Origin of the sequence: Aureispira sp. CCB-QB1 (assembly GCF_000724545.1) — a bacterium.
Taxonomy (GTDB): domain Bacteria; phylum Bacteroidota; class Bacteroidia; order Chitinophagales; family Saprospiraceae; genus Aureispira.
On the sequence record NZ_JHBV01000009.1, the window covers coordinates 1 to 19,954 of the forward strand.

Below are 19,954 nucleotides of genomic sequence, written 5' to 3' on the forward strand. Positions count from 1 at the left end.
CTCCTTGTGCATCTACTTCTATGCTACCATCACAACTTCCATAACAAGATGGATTTAATTGGTTGATAATGGCGGCAGTTAATGTTGTCGCTGGTTCAAAGACATCTCCATTACCTGTAATGGTGCAACCTGTAAAATCCGTAACGGTAACGGTGTAATTACCAGCAGCTAGATTATTAGCGGTGGCGGTAGTTTGACTGTTGGCAGCAGGATTCCATTGATAAGTATAAGGGCTATTTCCCCCCACTACTGCCACCGTTAAGCTTCCGTCATTACCACCAAGACAAGCCACAGAATCAGACGTGAAACTTAATGTGAGTTGAGTAGGTTGATTCACGGTACCCGTACCGATTAAAGTACAACCATTATCATCCGTAATTGTAACTCCATAAACGCCCGCAAGTAAGCCTGTAGCAGTAGCCGAAGTTTGTCCGTTGCTCCAAGCGTAAGAGTAGGGTTGTGTTCCTCCTGTAGCACTAACGGTCAATTGACCATCGTTACCACCAAAACAACGAACGTCAGTCACAGCAAAACTCATGTTGGTTAACAAGGCTGGCTCGTTTACTTGGATACAAGTATCTACTGTACAGCCATTACCATCAGTAGCTGTTACACAATGTAGACCAGCTGATAGACCTGTTGCCGTAGCAGTAGTTTGTGTGTTACTATTCCAAACATAGCTAAAGCCTCCTACACCTCCACTTACATTGATCGTGGCACTTCCGTCTATACCACCATTACAAGACACATCGGTACGAGCGGTTGTAAAGTTTAATGGAGATGGCTGTGTAATGGTATAGTTTTCTGTAATCGAACAACCATTGGCATCTGATATAGTTACGGTATAAGAACCAATTGCTTGCCCAGGACTTGTTGCGGAAGCTGTTGCTCCAAAGCCCCAATTATAAGTATAAGCAGGAACACCAGGAGTTCCTCCAGCTACAACAGCTGTGGCTGTTCCATCATTACCACCAAAACAGCTTACTTGTGCAGTAGTTATGGATGCTGTTAATTGGCTTGGTTCAGTTACTATAACACTAACTGTATCGTTACATCCATTTAAGTCACTTACCGTCACTAAGTAGGTTCCTGCATTTAATCCAGTTACTGTAGCTGTTGTTTGATTCATTGCATTATTGTCCCAGACGAATGTATATGAGCCAATTCCTCCAGTACCAATAGCTGTAGCGGTTCCATCAGATGAACCATTACAAGATGTTGGAGTACTAGTTGCTGAAGCAGAAACCGCATTGGGTTCGGTGATAGTCACAACAGAGCTTGCTGTACAACCGTTTGCATCTGTTGCAATGACAGAATAGACTCCATCACAAATATTAGTAGCGACAGCTGTTGTTTGATTGCCTGCTGCTGCTCCCCAAGTATAGTTTATGGAACCTGTACCTCCTATCGCATTTGCAGTCAATTCTCCATCACAAACGCCATGACAACTAATTGAAACGCCGTTGTAATTAGATGTTACACTACTGGTTAAAGTAATTGCAGAAGGTTCGCTGATTGTTACAGAAGCTGTTGTAGCACAACTATTAGCGTCTGTTACTGTAACTGTATAAGTTCCTGCAGTTAAGTTAGAAGCTGTTGCAGTTGTTTGTCCATTAGCATCAGACCAAAGATAGCTGTAAGCAATTGTACCGCCTGTTGCAGAGACTGTCGCTGCACCATTATTACCACCATTACAAGTAATACTTGTTGAACTACTAATGGTAGCAGTGAGAGGGGCAGGTTCAGTAATTGTTACACTAGCAGAGTCGCTACAGCCATTAGCATCGGTTGCCGTAACAGTATGTGTTCCTGCGGTTAGACCGGTTGCTGTTGCTGTTGTTTGTCCTCCAATACTCCATGAGTAGCCAATTGTTCCAATGCCTCCTGTGCCTAAGGCAGTAGCATCTCCATTGTTTAGACCATTACAACTAACATTAGTTTGCGCTGTGATGGATACAGAGACAGGCGTAGGTTCTATAATGGATACACTAATAGTGTCGTTACATCCATTCATGTCAGAAACCGTAACGGTATAAGTTCCTGCGGTTAGACCAGTAGCTGTTGCCGTTGTTTGATTACTAGGATCTGACCAGTTGAAACTATAAGTCCCTACACCACCTGCACCCGCAGCGGTAGCGGTACCATCATTCCCAGCATTACAGGTAATGGTTGTAGAGTTAGCAATAGAAGCGGTAACGGCAGAAGGTTCAGTAATAATTACATTGGTAGAGTCACTACAGCCATTGGCATCCGTTGCGGTAACGCTATATGTTCCAGCAGATAGGTTAGAGGCTGTTGCCGTTGTTTGATTGTTGGCATTGGCATCCCAAACATAAGAGAAAGAGCCAGTACCACCTGTAGCTAAAGCAGTTGCTGCACCATTTGATTCCCCATTACATAAAACATTGACTTGTGTTGGAATGGTAACAGTAATAGCAGCAGGTTCTGTAATTGATATATTTGTAATAGAATCTTGGCAACCATTATTATCTGTAATGGTAACACTATATGTTCCTGCTGTTAGGTTGCTCGCAGTAGCCGTTGTTTGTGTATTGTTCCAAGTAAAGTTGTATGAAGGTGTGCCTCCTGAAGCGGAAACGGTAGCACTACCGTCATTTCCATTATTACAAGAAACATTATTAGTATTGTCCAAATTAGGTACAATGGCAGTCGGCTCTGTCAAGGTCACACAAACAATTTCTGAACAACCTAGAGAATCCGTAATGTTAACACAATGTTGTCCAGCAGCTAGGTTAACTGAGGAAGTATCGTTAGAACCATTGGTCCAAGTGTAGGTATATCCTGTTCCATTAGCTTGATTGATGGTAAAAGGTGTACCTCCTGAAGCCGTGATGTGAATACCAGCATTGTTGCCACCAAAACAGCTTACCGTACTATCTATGGTGATTGTGCCAGATACTGCTGCGGTGGGTTCTGTGATCGTGACTGTAGCTACTGCTGCACAATTAAATGAATCGGTCACTGTAACACTATAGAAGCCATCTGGTAAATTAACGGCTTGTGCTGTTGTTTGTCCATCTGACCAAATAAAGTTATAGGTACCACCAGCGCCTCCACTTCCTGAAACAGTAGCATCACCTGTACTGGTGTTGAAACAAGTTACATTGTTAGAATCAACCATTGTCGCTGTAACGGCTGTTGGTTCTGTGATGGTAACCGTAGCCACGGCCGTACAAAGGTTCGCATCGGTTGCTGTTACGCTATAGGTATTGGCTGCTAAATTGGTTGCATTTGCTGTCGTTTGATTTCCTGTATTAGCATCCCATAAGTAATTAAATGCCCCTGTACCTCCTGTTGCATTGGCTAAAGCAGACCCGTTGGAAGCGCCATTACATGCAAGATTGGTAGGAGTAACAGTTAAAGTAATAGCAGGAGGTTCTGTAATTGATATGTTGGTAATAGAATCTTGACAACCATTATTATCTGTGATAGTAACACTGTATGTTCCAGCTGTAAGGTTATTAGCAGCAGCAGTTGTTTGTGTGTTGCTCCAAACGAAGTTATATGCAGGCGTACCTCCTGAAGCAGAAACCGTAGCACTACCATCATTTCCGCCATTACAAGAAACATTATTAGTATTGTCCAAATTAGTCACAATGGCAGTTGGTTCTGTCAAGGTCACACAAACAATTTCTGAACAACCTAGAGAGTCCGTAATGGTAACACAATGTTGCCCAGCAGCTAGGTTAACGGAGGAAGTATCGTTAGAACCATTGGTCCAAGTGTAGGTATATCCTGTTCCATTAGCTTGGTTAATGGTAGAAGGTGTACCTCCTGAAGCTGTGATGTGAATACCAGCATTGTTGCCACTAAAACAGCTTACCGTACTATCTATGGTGATTGTACCAGATACCGCCGTGGCAGGTTCTGTGATGGTGACTGTAGCTACTGCTGTACAGTTATTGGCATCTGTTATTGTGACGGTGTATGTTGCTGGTGTTAGCCCTGTAATTTGATTGGTAGTAGCATTTGTAGACCATAAAATACTATAAGGGCTAGTGCCCCCGCTAGGTGTAACAGTGGCATCGCCATCCGATCCGCCCAAACAACTTACGTTGGTTGAATCTGTCATTGTTGCCGCTAAAGGACTAGCTGGTTGATTAACAGTTGTACTATCAATTAGGGTACAACCACTAGCATCAGTAGCTGTAACAATGTAGTTACCTGGTGTTAGTCCTGTAATAGTTGGTGTTGTTTGAGCACCAGCACTCCAGACAAAACCAATTGGTGCATTGCCACCAGTGCTACTAACTGTAGCCGTTCCATTGGCATCCCCAAAACAGTCAATATCTGTACTATCTACTGCAATAGAAAATGTTGGCGGAGCAGCAATATTAACTCCCCCTGTAATGGTACACGTTCCTGTTGCGTCTGTCACAGTAACAGTATAGTTACCTGCGGTCACTCCTGTAACAGCATCTTGGTTGGTAGGGAAGGTAGCAGAGTTACCGCCTGACCAGTTGTACACATAGGGTTGAGCACCCACATTAGCATTGACAGTAATTCCTGTTGTGTCATTAGGGCATAGTAGCGTACCATTGGCAACAGGATTCATGGTAGGTGTAATGCTGCTTAAAACAAAGCTTGCTGTTGCAGTACAACCATTGGCATCTGTTGCTGTAACGGTATAATTACCTGCTCCTAAGTTATTAATTAGAGGGGTTGTTTCGTTGTTATTCCATAAGTAAGTAACAAATGGTGTTCCTCCAGTTGCTTCTATTTCGATACTTCCAGAGTTGATACAAGCTGGGTTGGTTGAGTCTACAAAATTAATAGCCAGCGCAGGTTGTTGTGTAATATCAAAATTCACACTTGAAGTACAACCCAACCCATCTGTTACGGTTACACTATAGTTAGCGCCAGGTAATCCTGTTCTTGTTGGAGGACCAACTCCAATATCAGACCATGTATATGTCAAAGGAGGAGTTCCTCCATTGGTATTAACCGTAACACTACCATTGGTGTTGCCACAAGTAGCGGGGCTAGTTGTTTGTACAAATACATTAGGAGCACCAATTCCAGGGAAAAGAGAAACGCTATCAATATTAGAACAGCCTGTAACCGTTTCTGTGACCGTTACATAGTAAGCACCAACTGACAAACCTGAGTTGGTTGAGGTTACCGCTGCATTGGTATTAAAGGAATTAGACCAGTTGAAATTGTATAGCCCTGTTGGATTTGTAATTGTTGCTGTTGCAGAACCATTGCCATTGCAAGTCGGATCTACAGTTGTAAAGCTAACCGAAGGAGTTGGATTAACTGTAATTGTAAAGTTGATAACGACAGGACAAGCAACAATAGGTGTACTAGGTGTCGGCGTTACAGAGTAAACAGTAGCTGTATAGGTCGTTGTTGTTGAAGGGTTGACTATAACTGCAGATGGTGTCATAGAGATCATATCTGTAGTCGGTGTCCAAACAACTGAATCGGTTGCTGTTAGCCCTGTGAGTGTTAGCGTAGTCGTATCTCCATCACAAATGCTTACATCGCCAGAACCCGTCACACTTGGGCGAGGAGTAACATATAAGTAAACCGTATCTTCAGGCGATAAACCACAACAATCTGTAATAATCGACAACGTTATAGGATAGAATCCAGGTGTGTTAAATTGGCTATTAACTATCTGGATGCTTCCTGGATTTGGAATAGCACCATTAAAATTCCAAGCATAATCATCTGCAAAGAATTGGCTTTCGAAATTGGTGAAATCCCCTTCACAAACGGTGAATGTATCAGGTCCAACAACAGTAGCATTACTTAGGATATTGGGAACGATAGTATTCTCGAATGAAATATTATGAAACCCAGCGTAAGTGTTAGAGCCTAATCCTACTGTATAACGATCTATGGTTGAATAGATTGTTGTTGCAGGATTGGTGCCACTTGTTGCAGGGGTAGCAAAATTTGTAGTAGCGTCAAAGTCCCAAGTAGCTCCTGTTGTTGCCATATCTTGAAATTGTACATTGACATCGGTACAATTGATATTAGAAACTTGAATGACTGGTTGAGCAGCTAAGTTAAAAGTGATGTCTGTTGATACTGGAGCAGAGCCACCAGACTGGAAAATAGTATTATTTTCGCCAGGTTGGCCACTACCACCTTGTCCACCGTCTCCGCCGTCTCCGCCATCTCCGCCGTCTCCACCACAACCAACTTCACCACCATGGTAAGTACTACCCAAACCTCGATTACCACCATTACCACCATTACCACCAGCACCACCAGCACCACCGGCACCAGCAGCACCAGCGTTTAAGTTTGATTGTGTGAAATTGCCATTAGTACCATTTAGGAACAGGTAAATAGAGTAAGATGAACCTCCACCGAATCCACCGAATCCACCAGTACCGGCTTGACCGCCGCCACCGCCGCCACCGCCGCCGGATCCTTTTCCATCAACACAGAAGAAGCCACCTTCACCAGCACCACCGCCACCACCGCCGCCGCCAGCGCCACCAGTACCATTCGTTCCAGTGCCACCTTGACCACCTGGAACCCAAAAACCTCCAACGTGGGCACCTGCCGAGCCAGGTGTACCAACGGTACCATTTGTACCATCTGCACCATTTTGAGCATCTCGTCCAGATTCGTTAGAGCCACAGTTTACACTACTGTTACAACCACTTTCTTGACCCCCTGTACCAGGAGCTCCCAAAGCACCACCACCATTACCACCAATAGCCCCATCTCTATCTTCTCCACCACCAGAACCTCCTCCGGCACCACCGCCACCGTTGATTCCAGTAGGTGCAGCACCATTTTGTCCTGCATTAGCACCTCTTGTACAACAAGCACCGCCATTACCAAATGCAGTACCGCCACCACCGGCACCACCACGACCACCACCGCCATTGCGGTTATCATCATCATTATCACCGTTTTGACCATTAATACCATTGGCGCCATTGACACCATCTGTACCAGCATTTCCTGTTCTACCAGCTGCTGCATTGCCAGGTTGAATTTGGCATCGAACAATATCATAGTTGGAACAGGATGTCATGTGCATACCGTATGTAGACATTCCTGGTTGGTTGGCATTATCTGTTCTAATCGTTAAATCTTGGAAACGGAAACCTGTTGCACCATTTCCATAAAAGGCTACCAGACGTTGTGCGTTAACGACACCTTCTGGATTAGCTGTTGTTCTGTTGATAATTGTAGCACCAGGGGTACTTGTTTTTGTCCAAGCATTTCCTTGGTCAAATCCACCCTCTAAAGTAACAAAGCTTCCTATGGTAAGTGGATTATTAATATTATAAGTTCCTGTTGCTATTTTTATAACAGCATTATTACAAGCCGCACGACTCAAGGCTTCTGCTAAGGTCGTAGGACTTGCTTGGGTTCCTGGATTAGCGGCCGCACCAGTTGTAGAAACATATATGTTAACACAGCTAGGCAGTGCAGGGGGAGTCCCAACGACCAAGAATGCTGTATCTGTAGTAATACAACCCGTACCTGGATTGGTAACTTCAAGAACATAAGGGTAAGTTCCTGCAGCAGTAGGCACAGAAACAGGGATAGAAGAAGAAGTGCCAGTAACAGTTCCTGCCCCTAAAGGAGCCGAACTAGGGTCGAACCACTGAAAATTCATGCCTGTTTGATCGGTTGTTCCTGTTAAGACAAAGTTTGCCCCTCCACATACTTCTGCTGTAGTAGGAAATACAGAAGCTGTAGGATCATCTGCAACCATTACGCTCACAGCATCCATAGATACACAGCCATCGGTATAGGTTAAGGCAACCGTATAGCTAGTAGTAGCAGAAGGATGAGCACCTGTTGATGCTGTACTAGGGCTTGTCAAGTCAGCTGTAGGTGTCCACGAAAAGGAACTAATCATTCCGCCTGGAGCTGTTGTGGTTGCTGTTAAAGTTGCTGTATCTCCTTCACATATCTGGACATCAGGTCCTGCATTGACAGGAGGGTTGGGGTTAGGCCCTACTACAATGGTAAAAGATTGGCTATTCTGCCCAACGATAGGACAGGCATCGTCTTCGGCTGTTATGACAAAAACATAGGTTCCTTGATCTCCGATGGAGGTGTTCCAACAGAAAGTTCCTGTTGTTGAAGCCCCTGAGCCCGTTTGTGTAAACGTAGCACCAGGTATGTTATTGCTGTATGTCATCGTGATATTTTGCCCTGCGTCTGTATCCGCAGCATTGATATCAAAACAAATTAAACCACCTTCACAGACTGTTGTATCAAAAACGGTGGGGCTGCCATTGATACCAGAAACATTGGGTATGGTATTACTACAGTTGGTTATATTGAATTGGATATCTCGAACCATTGTACTGATCAAAACACCATTTCTATATTCTTCTACAAGTACACACAAAACAGCTACTTGAGGTTGGTTCGCTGTAAATTGAATTTCTCCTGTTTGTGGGTCTAAAGTAATTGGAACGGTTAATGGGTTGGTTCCACTGAAACCACCTCCGTATGTAACAGAAGAACCAGCACCTTGTAAACAGTTGGTCATAGAGTAAACTAAAGAGTCTCCATCCGCATCTGATGCCAGTTGTTGGTAATTGACTGTTTGACCTACGCAAGCAAATAGTTGTGGGTTGTTGGCAAATGAAGGAGAGCTGTTGCAAGGGTTAAGCGTATTATCTAACGTTGTTTGTACGTAGATACTGTTGCTACCTGGACCACTTAGATTGGTGATCGCATTATTACGACAACAAGAAGTTGAGGAAAGCACCCAATCATTGCAGCCAGAAGGAAGCGTCAAAGTGCCTTGAAAAACATGTAGCTCTACTCCAATACTGCCACTTCCTCCACATGCGCTTGTCTGGGATGGACAAAGTGGGGTAATGTCTGTAACGGATTGAGATGTAAGAGTTAAACTGGAAGACACTCCACAAGAAGCAGAACTGTAGTTTACAATTTGAGTGTTTCCAACACTAACGCCATTACAATCTCTATAAACATTTAGTGTAACCAAATATTGGTTAGGACCTATACAGTCGTACTCTATGACAAAGCCTGTATAGTGTGTGGCGGAACTGAAGGTACTCATTCCGAGCCATAGTGCTCCAATCAACCATAAACGTTGAATGAAGAAGTGTAAATGAAATCGCATAGATTAAAATTTTGTCTTGACTAACAAATAATTTCTTTGATGTCTTTAAGAAGCTTAGATTCTTGGTGTGAAAATGTGTTTTTTTTAATTGATGGGTTGGGTAACTTGGAATTTAAATGATTTTCGGATTTATTAAATATATGTTCTTCGGTGATGTTTGTTATAAGTCGCATACGGAAGGGGGAGTATGATTTTTTATTTCACTTAATTTTAACGTTTTTAACTGGAGGGATATTATCAGTTAAAATAAGTTTTTTGGTTTTATAAAAATATCATTACAAGGCTATTAAGGTAACGATATTTAAGATAATAATTTGTAGCTTTTTTGGTTTTTTTTTCAATCAAGTAGTTAAATTTTATGATTTATATAACAATTAGATTTTTTTTAATAAGTATTTAGGGTGTTATTGGTTTGTTTATCAGTTGTTTGAGTGTGGTTAATTGGCTTTGCTGAATGACTAAATGGGCTGTTTTTTTTAGTTTAAAAAATTATTAAATTATTTTAATTGTACAATTAAAGTGACAGCAGACTTACGAAAGTACAATTTTTATGTAAAAATTTATAGAATATTCTAAACTCTTCTGTTTCTTTACTTTTGATATTAAAGTATTTTTATATGCCCCTCAATAAGAAACAAAATATGGAACGGATTCAAGAAGAGTTAATCAAAGAAGCTCGTAAGTTAGGTATCACCGTAAACCTGCTAAATGATTGTGCAACAGAAAACTTGCTGTTGATTAAAGGCAAAAAAGAAGTTGTATTTGGTAATTGTGCAACACCTCTAGATCAATTAAGTTATCAAGCCTATTTTGCAGCCAGTAATAAACAGTATTCGAAGTATTTATTTGAACGATTGAAGATATCGCACCCTAAAAGCCTAGTTTTTGGGGATGGGGTGACCGAAAAGAACCAAATTAAGGCATTTATGGAACAAGACAAAACGTATGTTTGTAAGCCTCTAAATGGTGCAGAGGGGGAAGGGGTTACTATGAATATTAAGACTGAAAAAGGGGTGATTGATGCTTGGAATTTGTGGAAACATAAGTACGCTCAATTTATGGTAGAAGAGCAAGTTGCTGGAAGTGATTTGAGACTCCAAGCTATTGGTGGAAAAATTGTGGCAGCTTGTGTCAGAAAGCCTGCAACCGTGACAGGAGATGGTCGGTTAACAATAGAAGAGTTAGTTGCCCTACGTCAAGCAGAAATCAAAGCTCAAAATCCACTAAATAAGCTTGAATTAGATGTGGCTTCTTTTGAACTGTTAAAAGCGCAGAACTTAAATCTGAAAACGATTCCTAAAGAGGGGCAAAAGGTGCAACTAAAATATGTTGCGAATATGGGGCAAGGAGCAACGTCTATTGATATAACAGATGAAATTCATCCTGCTTACAATGAATGGATTGCTCGTATTACCACTCATTTGAATCTAAGTATTTTTGCACTAGATGTATTGACGTTTGATCACACTCAAGCCCCTAGCCCAGAAACAGCTTGGGCATTGGAAATCAATGGGGAACCATATTGGTACCACCATACTTTTTCAGAAAGACGAACACATAATATGGCTAAGTTAATCTTAGAAGATGTATTCCACGGTCTGATTTAAGTGGCTTGATGGATTAAAATAGGTGGTGTTTTGCTTGTTTAACGGAATTGGTATCATGAAAAAAGGGCAACAATTACACGAATTGATACACTCTATGAGTAAGAGTGAAAAACGTTATTTTAAAGTGAATAGCAACAAGGAATGTTCTATTTACGAGCGGCTTTTTGATCTTATTTGTACTCAGTCTACCTACGATAGCGGTGCTTTGAGGCAGTGCCTAGAGCAAGAAAAGATAAAATCGCCATTAACGAGAATTCAGCACCATTTGTATCAACTAGTTTTGGCTTCTTTAGCTGCTTTTCAAAAAAATAAACACCCACGATATGCTGTACTGCACGCTATTCAACAATATATAATGTTGAGAGATAGAGGACTGCATCATCAAGGAAGGCAGTTGCTACAAAAAGCTTTAAAGATCGCTCAGCAATACAATTATTATGGCTTAATGTTGGAAATTTATGATTTGATGGAGGATTGGATTACGGAGGAAATGAATTACAATAAGGTTTTAGGGCATAAGCAGCAGCTTCAAGACTCCATGGTCAAGCATTTGGCGTATACAAGTCATATTGCCGATTTAAAAGAAAAAATATACGAATTGCGCTTGTTTTTTTTAGAACATAATTTTGCCCGAACAGCAGAACACAAAGCATTCTTGTTACAATATTTATCTCCTTGTGAAAGAGAATTAAAGAGGGAACAAAACCAACTGAAACGCCGATTGTTATTGACCATCTTAGTTTATGTGTACTATGGTTTGCAAGATTACAAATCGTTATTATTGACAGAAAAAAGACGTTTGGGGTTATTGGATAAAGATGCCTTTGGAGCACATATATCGCCCTTTTTAGTGTATGCCTATCATCGTAATTTGTTGTGGATTTTATTGCGTAATAAAAACTATGCTGCCCATCAATTATTGGTGCAAAAAATGCAAGAAAATGACTATTGGAAAGGACGATTTACTTCCAATTTTTATGCCGTTAAATTAGAAATAGCCGAGAAAGTAACGCAATTATATGCTCGTGTAGAACAGGGACATTATAGACCTGCTTATCATCAAATAGATCAACTATGGTCTTTTTATCATCAGACAGAGAAACACTGGGATACCAATTTGTTGGTACATGCTTTAATTGTATTTATGAACACGACGTTTTGTTTGGGGAAATACAACGAGACTATTGATTGGTTGCAGTGGCTAGAACGAGAAATTCCACCCTCAGATTTATTACCCTATCGGAATATGGGAAAAATTGCTCATTTGTTAATTCATGATGGTTTAGGTGCTTCTCAATACATTCGAAATGTCTTAGAATCAACTCGCATTCGTTTATACAGAAAGCATGCATTTTTTGAGGTAGCCAGTTTGTTTTTAAAATTTTTTAAGAAAAAAATTAATCGTTCTGTTGTTGTAGAAGAAGCATTATTATTAGAATACAAAAAGAAAATGGAAAAAGTAGCTGTGCAAGAAGGGCAAAAAGGTTTCTTTATCTTATTTAATTTTGTAGATTGGTTTGATAGCAAATTGCAAGATTGTACAATTGCCGCATTGAATCGGAATTTTTAGCGTTGAAACGTAAAATAATGGATGAAGTAATAGGAGGACAGTTAACTAGTGGTCTAACGCCAAGCTTAATTTTAGGAATTATAGGAAGCTATTTTGCCTTATTGATGATAATTGCCTTTTGGACAGGTAGAAAAGCCAACAACCAAGATTTTTTTAATGCCAATCGTGCTTCGCCATGGTACTTGGTTGCCTTTGGAATGATAGGCACCTCATTGTCGGGAGTTACCTTTATTTCTGTGCCAGGGATGGTTGGCGCTGCTTATTTGAGCGCAGACATCAACCAAGCCACTAACATGGAATTTTCTTATATGCAGATGGTGCTAGGTTATCTGGCAGGGTACGCTGTCATAGCTTTATTGTTGTTGCCGTTGTACTATAAATTGCAACTAACCTCTATCTATACTTATTTAGAACAACGGTTTGGGCAGGCTTCTTACAAGACAGGAGCTGCATTTTTTTTGTTATCTAGAATAATAGGCGCATCGTTTCGACTTTATTTAGTAGCGATGGTCTTGTATCTGTTTGTGTTTGAACCTTGGGGAATCCCTTTTTGGATGGTTTCTTTACTGACCATTGTATTAATTTGGATTTATACATTTAAAGGAGGGATAAAAACGATTGTTTGGACAGATACTTTGCAAACCTTGTTTATGCTCATTGCGGTAACAATGACGGTGGTAGAGTTGACCGATGCATTGGGGCTTTCAGCAGGGAATTTATGGTCAAACATTCAATCGGAAGGTTTGGGGCAAATTTTCTTTTTTGAAGGAGGATGGTCTGACCCTAACAACTTTTTTAAACAATTTTTGGCAGGAATGTTTATAGCCATTGTCATGACTGGATTGGATCAGGATATGATGCAAAAGAACTTGACTTGTCGAAATATTGGCGAAGCACAAAAGAATATGTTTAGCTTTAGTATTGTGTTGGTTTTTGTTAACTTTTTCTTTCTAATGTTGGGGGCTTTATTGGCAATGTATGCCTTGCAAAATGGTATCTCTTATGAAAAAGCAGATAGTCTCTATCCAACCATTGCCTTAGAATATTTGCCGTGGGAAGTAGGCGTGTTATTTATTGTTGGTTTGGTAGCGGCTGCCTATTCGAGTGCAGACTCCGCCTTGACAGCCCTCACGACCTCTTTTTGTGTCGATTTTTTGGGACTTAAAACCAATAAAAATATTGCTACAAATGCTTCTTTAGAAAACCAAGAAGATATTTTGGACAGTCCTACTAAGGCTGCTGCTATTGCGCAAGCTACTCCTAGCGAACGCACACGTTATTGGGTACATATTGGATTTTCAATCGTGCTTTTTTGCGTTATTGTTGTTTTTTGGCTGATTAATGACGATTCTGTTGTAGTGGCTTTGTTTAAATTTGCGGGATATACGTACGGACCATTGTTGGGTTTGTATGCCTTTGGTTTATTTACGACTAGAAGGGTAAGGGATAAATTGGTGCCTTTGGTTTGTTTGGTAGCTCCTGTATTAACTTTTCTAATCACCACTTATTCAGAGGTATTGTTCTGGGGGTATAAGTTTGGTTTTGAGTTGTTGTTGGTGAATGGAGCATTGACGGTTGTTGGTTTGATGATGATTACAAAAAAGAAGTAGTGGTGGCTTAGTTTTTTGCAAGTGATGGTTTTATATACAGTATGTTGTAAGTTTAGTATAATTAATTGAATAAATAAAACAATGTTAATGAGTAATTATAAACAGAAGGCAAAGGAAAGTTTTAATACAAAAAAGAATATCTTTTTATTCTCACTTAGTGTAAAGGGTACTCTTAATACGATTAGTGAGGCTAATATCAAATTAGAATTTATAAGATTTGACTTAAAAGAAAACTGTGAAATTATTCGTGATTATGAAAGCTCTTACTGGCAAAAAGATTATGATGATATTGTTGTACAAGAAAAAACGGTAAACCAAATCTATAATGAAATTAAAAAATGGGAAAGTATTAATTCTAGACTGGTTGAAGAACTAAAAATAGATTATGTAAAAAGCTTTCCTACTATTTTTAGTGAAGATGTATTTGAGCGTTTAAAAAATGGAAGTAAATGCCATTATTGCAAAGTGTCTAAAAATGAAATAGAACTCCTGCGAAAACATCGACTTATTAGAAATAAACACGAAACTAGAGGTTATTCGTTCGAAATTGATCGAAAATGGCCAAATTTAGAATATTCTAATGAAAATTGTGTTACCAGCTGTTTTTGGTGTAATAATGCTAAAACAGATGAATATGACGAAAATGAATTTCTTGTAGTTGCAAAAGGAATCCGAAGAATATGGGAATTACGCTTGTCAACAATAGAATGATTTCTAAAAGATAGGGTTTGTAGCTCAAAACTTAAAATTACAAATTTTGTGCGTTTTATGTGTAATAGTCACGATGTGGTCTGACAATTTAGATTTATCGTTCAGTGAAATGAGAAGAAGTCTTATCTTGAAGATATGGCTTCTTTTCTATTTGACCCAACCCTTTTTGAATTGTTTTTTTGAATAGCACAGAACCTAAATAAGAACAAAGTACCTATAGTATTTCTCTAGCCAAAGATTAAAAACAATTACGACGTTAATTTTTTATCATAAAGTTTGGGCTGCAAAATAATTAGATATCTACCATTATATGCCAACACACAAAATACTTTTTATACTAAAAGTAGTGAAAAACAAATAGGACTTACTACATTTGAATATGTTAAATTCAAACCTCAAAAATTAGACAACCATAAAAACTTTAGAATGAAACAACTGATCGAATGTGTCCCCAATTTTAGCGAGGGGCGTGATATGGGAATTATCAAACAAATTACGGACGAAATTGAGCGCGTAGAAGGCGTAAAGTTGTTGGATGTAGACCCTGGGAAAGCAACCAATAGAACTGTAGTGACGTTTGTTGGAGAACCTGACGCTGTTGTAGAAGCCGCATATCAAGCAATTAAAAAAGCATCTGAATTGATTGACATGCGTCAACATAGCGGAGAACATCCTCGAATGGGAGCTACCGACGTTTGTCCTTTTATTCCAATTGCCAATATCACGATGGAAGAAACCGTAACTTACACCAAAAAGTTGGGTGAACGTGTTGGAGCGGACTTGGATATCCCTGTCTTTTTGTATGAGGCATCGGCGACCGATAGTCGCTGGAAAAACTTAGCAAATATTCGAGCAGGAGAATATGAAAAAATGGAGTCTAAGTTTAAACAAGATGATTACAATCCTGATTATGGTCCCAATCGCTTAAATGTCACAGCAGGTGTTACTGCTATTGGTGCTCGTGATTTTTTGATTGCTTATAATGTTAACTTGAACACCACTTCTACTCGTAGAGCCAACTCTGTCGCCTTTGATGTTAGAGAGGCTGGTCGTGTTAAAAGAGAGGGAGACCCAATTACTGGAAAAATTATGACCGATGAAAATGGCGAAACACTGCGTGAGCCAGGAGCTTGTAAAGCGGTAAAAGGCATTGGTTGGTATATCGAAGAATATGGCATTGCTCAAGTTTCTATGAACTTGACAGACATAAAAGTAACCCCATTTCACATTGTGTTTGAGGAATGCTGCAAATCTGCCAATGCAAGAGGTTTGCGTGTAACTGGATCTGAGCTAGTAGGTTTGATGCCTTTAAATGTCATTTTGGATGCTGGAAAATATTTCTTAAAAAAACAAAATCGTTCTACAGGTATCTCAGAAGCAGAGATTATCAAAATAGCGGTTAAAACAATGGGATTGGATGAGTTGACACCATTTGATCCTAATAAAAAAATTATAGAGTATTTACTAGCAGCGGAAGAAGATACGCCTTTGTTAGATATGACATTGCCTGAATTTGCAGACGAAACAGCTTCAGAAAGTCCTGCACCTGGAGGTGGTTCTATCTCCGCTTATGTAGGAGCACTAGGTGTTTCTTTGGGGACCATGGTTGCCAATTTGTCTTCGCACAAACGTGGTTGGGATGATCGTTGGGAAGAGTTCTCCAATTATGCAGAAGAAGGGCAAGCAATCAAAAAAGAGTTGTTGCGTATGGTGGATGAAGATACCAAATCTTTTAACGGAATTATGGATGCCTTCCGTTTGCCCAAAGGCAATGATGCTGAAAAAGCAGCTCGCCAAACAGCAATTCAAGAAGCTACAAAATATGCGGTAGAAGTTCCCTTAAAAGTAATGGAAACGGCTCTTAAAAGTATGCAAATGATTCAAAAAATGGCAGAAATTGGTAATCCTAATTCTGTAACAGATGCAGGGGTAGGCGCTTTGTGTGCTCGAACGGCAGTGTATGGTGCTTACCTAAATGTCAAAATCAATTTAGGGGGACTGAAAGACAAAACCTATGTAACTACTACATTAGACAAAGCCAATGAATTGTTGAAGGAGGCTAATGAAACCGAAAAACGTGTTTTAGAAATTGTAGATAGCAAGTTATAACAACTTTAAACGTACATTAAGTAAGGTTTAAAAATTAGGTGTTGAGAGCTTAAAATAAGTCTTTTTTTTAGAAAATAGAGACTTGTTTTAGGCTCTTGTTGTATTACAGAACCCTTGTTTTTTCATAGATAGAGCCTCATTCTACCATAATATTTTTTAAGTGAATGACCTCAAACGACTTAAAATCCCAACCTTGCTTTATCTTAAAAAATAGGCAAAAAATTAATAGACTCTTATTATCTTTGCGGAACTATTCATAAACACAACAAACCATTATCTCTACAAAAATGCATCATATGAAATGTCTATTCTTGACGATTTGGGTATGGGGGCTTTGCACCGCATACTTAATGGCACAATCCCCTTTACAAATTCCCCACAATGCACTTAATTCTACAACAATTGACAATCCATCACAATTGCCAATACCAGAAAGTACAACAGCAAATAGTTGTAACATAAGTATTGATAGTATTGTGTCTATTAATTGTAATGGAGATAGCACAGGAGCCATTTATACAGAAACAGTTGTAGATACTTCGGCTTGTTCGTCTGCGGTTGTCGCTATCAATGAGTTTTTGTATGACCCTTCTGTTCAAGATGGGCGCAATCCATACACGGGCGAGTATATAGAATTGATTGGACCTCCTGGAACAGATATTAGTTGTTATGTCCTAACAGATGGAGATTGGACAATTACCTTTCCTGCTGGATCGATTATTCCACCCGATGGATTATTTACCATTGGGAATGATTCTATATGGGGAACAGGAACATTTGATTTGGATGCCGAAAATTGTAATTGTTTTACAGATGGACCTAGTGGAGGTGGATTGTTAATCTTAGGTAATAGTGGAGAGTACATTGCCTTATATAATGCCTTGGGGACTTTTTTGGAAGGAGTCATTTATGGAAATCCATCTACTACGGGCAACAATTATCCTTCTGCAGGAACCGTAATTAACACAATCGGCGCACCAGGATGTCCAAGTTCTGTTGTATTACCTAGCGCAACGGCTTTTGAGACAGCACCTGCTGTAGTCAATGATGATATTTCTTTGATAAGAGACCCCGACGGTTCTGGAGCTTGGGTTCCACAAGTTGGAGGTTCCTTAAACGCTTGTAATGTTTCAAACAATAGTACTACAGTGAGTTACCTTTGGAATACGGGCGATACGACAGAGCATTTATTAGGAATTCCAGCAGGAACTTATACGGTTATTATGACAACTAGTGGTGGGTGTGCAGATACCGTAAGTTATACACTAGTAGAACCGACACCATTAATTGCCAATACTGTTAGTACAGATATTTCTTGTACAGGAGATACAACAGGTGCTATTGATTTGACCATAACGGGAGGAACTGCTCCATATCTATTTAATTGGTCAACTGGTGCTACAACCGAAGATTTAGATTCTTTGTTGAGCGGTAGCTATTGTGTGACCGTAACTGATTCAAATGCTTGTGAGGTAACTTTGTGTGATACAATAGAGGAACCTTTCTTTACTATACCAGTAGATACATTTACTATTTGTGCAGGTGATTCTGTGCAACTTCAAGTTAATACCAATATTACAACTATTAATTGGGCACCATCAGGAACGCTAAGTAATGATACGATTCAGAACCCATTTGCAAGCCCAACAAGTACGACAACATATATAGTTTCAACAGTAGGTACAGCTTGTACAACTATGGATTCTATTGTTGTAATCGTTGATAGTTTGAGCATTAATTTAGTTTCAGTCGATCCCCTTTGTAATGGCGATACGACAGGAACGATTAGCTCAGTTGCGGGAGGCAATTATACTTATCAATGGAATACGGGAGATACGACAGCTAACTTGATAAACCTTGGAGCAGGAGTGTATCAACTGACGGTTTCTTCGGGAGCTTGTCAAGATACGTTATCTACTGTATTGAATGAACCAGCAGCAATTGCGTTAACTTTAGCTAATTCTACCAACCCTAGTTGTAATGGAGATAGTACAGGGGCAATTGTTATTAATAATACAGGAGGAACAACGCCTTATACGTATTTGTGGTCGAATACGGCTACAACTCAAGATTTAGATAGTTTGCCTGCGGGAGGGTATAGTTTGACTTTGACCGATAACAATAACTGTACTGCTTCTTTATCCGCAGTTTTAACAGAGCCTTCGGCGATTAATATTGCTTATAACACAACAAACGTTAGTTGTGGTGGCTCAAATGATGGAACGGCAACCGTAACGCCAACAGGAGGAACGCCAGGATATACCTATCTTTGGGATGTAACCGCCAATAATCAGACGACGGCGACAGCAACGAATTTGGCTTCAAGTACTTATTCTGTTACGGTAACTGACTTAGCAGGTTGTGAAGCTGAAGCGAATGGCATTTTTGTTAACCCAGGTATTCCAGTAGATAGCAATGATGTGCCATTGGTTATTTTGACGGATTTAGTAGATTGTGCATTGAATCCTATTGGAGCAATGGAAATCAACACTCCTAACAATTATAGTTATTTGTGGAGTAATGGGGCAACAAGTCGAAGTGTTACTGGTTTGGCGGCAGGAACATATTCTGTAACGGTAGCCAATGCTTTGGGATGTACACATGTACAAACAGGAGTTATTAAGAGCCCACTTGTTCCGACAATTAATCCATTTATAGCTAATATAGGACAAATAACAACAACCATAACATCAGGAACAGCAGTTAACATCAATGGAGGGAATGATCAATCGTTCCAAGGAGTAACGTATCTTTGGTCTAGCCCAAGTACCAGCGTAACATTTGCTACGCCTACAGCACATGCTACTACTGCTGTTTCGGGAGAAACAGGGGCATATGTATTGACATTAACAGCGACCGCAAGTGATAGCACAGCGTGTCAAGACACGGCAAGTGTATATCTAAATGTAGAGTCGGTTTATCATGGAATGCCAACGGCGTTTACACCTAATGGTGATGGTGTAAATGATTTGTATCGACCAGCAGGTTTAGATGGCAATGATATTATTACATTCCGAATTTACAACCGTTGGGGGCAAGAAATCTACAATGGAGATAATTTAGACAATCAGGGATGGGATGGGCGTTTTAATGGCGTTGAACAACCAGCAGAAGTCTACTTATTTATAGTAGAGTATCAACTAGGAGCTAACGCAGAGCCTCAAGTAAGAAAAGGGGAATTCACATTGATTCGATAATCAGTTGGTTGTAAAACTTCTAAAAAAAATGCAGGTGTAACTAA

At 39.9% G+C, this 19,954-nt stretch carries 7 protein-coding genes; 6 read left to right on the forward strand and 1 reads right to left on the reverse strand.

What is annotated here, in order from left to right; genetic code table 11:
• Positions 1 to 9,106, reverse strand: a 9,106-nt coding sequence (locus CG11_RS30355) for a hypothetical protein (RefSeq protein ID WP_052593408.1), incomplete at its 3' end; no start/stop codon positions are given.
• 617 nt (positions 9,107 to 9,723) lie between these two features.
• Between CG11_RS30355 and CG11_RS04055 the strand changes: the two genes are divergently transcribed.
• The 6 genes from CG11_RS04055 to CG11_RS04080 all read left to right on the forward strand — a co-directional run bounded on the left by CG11_RS04055 (position 9,724) and on the right by CG11_RS04080 (position 19,910).
• The gene (locus tag CG11_RS04055; RefSeq protein WP_052593411.1) at positions 9,724 to 10,713 is read left to right on the forward strand and encodes a hypothetical protein; all 990 of its coding nucleotides are present in this window, start codon (positions 9,724 to 9,726) and stop codon (positions 10,711 to 10,713) included.
• 55 nt (positions 10,714 to 10,768) lie between these two features.
• Entirely contained in the window at positions 10,769 to 12,283 is a 1,515-nt protein-coding gene (locus CG11_RS04060; RefSeq protein ID WP_052593413.1) for a hypothetical protein, read from the forward strand.
• 17 nt (positions 12,284 to 12,300) lie between these two features.
• The gene (locus tag CG11_RS04065; protein ID WP_052593414.1) at positions 12,301 to 13,893 is read left to right on the forward strand and encodes a sodium:solute symporter; all 1,593 of its coding nucleotides are present in this window, start codon (positions 12,301 to 12,303) and stop codon (positions 13,891 to 13,893) included.
• Between the two features lie 87 nt (positions 13,894 to 13,980).
• Positions 13,981 to 14,604: a hypothetical protein gene (locus tag CG11_RS04070; protein WP_052593416.1), complete on the forward strand. Its 624-nt coding sequence runs from the start codon at positions 13,981 to 13,983 to the stop codon at positions 14,602 to 14,604.
• Positions 14,605 to 15,030: 426 nt separating this feature from the next.
• Entirely contained in the window at positions 15,031 to 16,713 is a 1,683-nt protein-coding gene (gene ftcD, locus CG11_RS04075) for a glutamate formimidoyltransferase (RefSeq protein ID WP_052593460.1), read from the forward strand.
• A 296-nt stretch (positions 16,714 to 17,009) separates the two neighbouring features.
• Entirely contained in the window at positions 17,010 to 19,910 is a 2,901-nt protein-coding gene (locus tag CG11_RS04080) for a T9SS type B sorting domain-containing protein (RefSeq protein ID WP_052593419.1), read from the forward strand.
• Positions 19,911 to 19,954 lie beyond the last annotated feature (44 nt).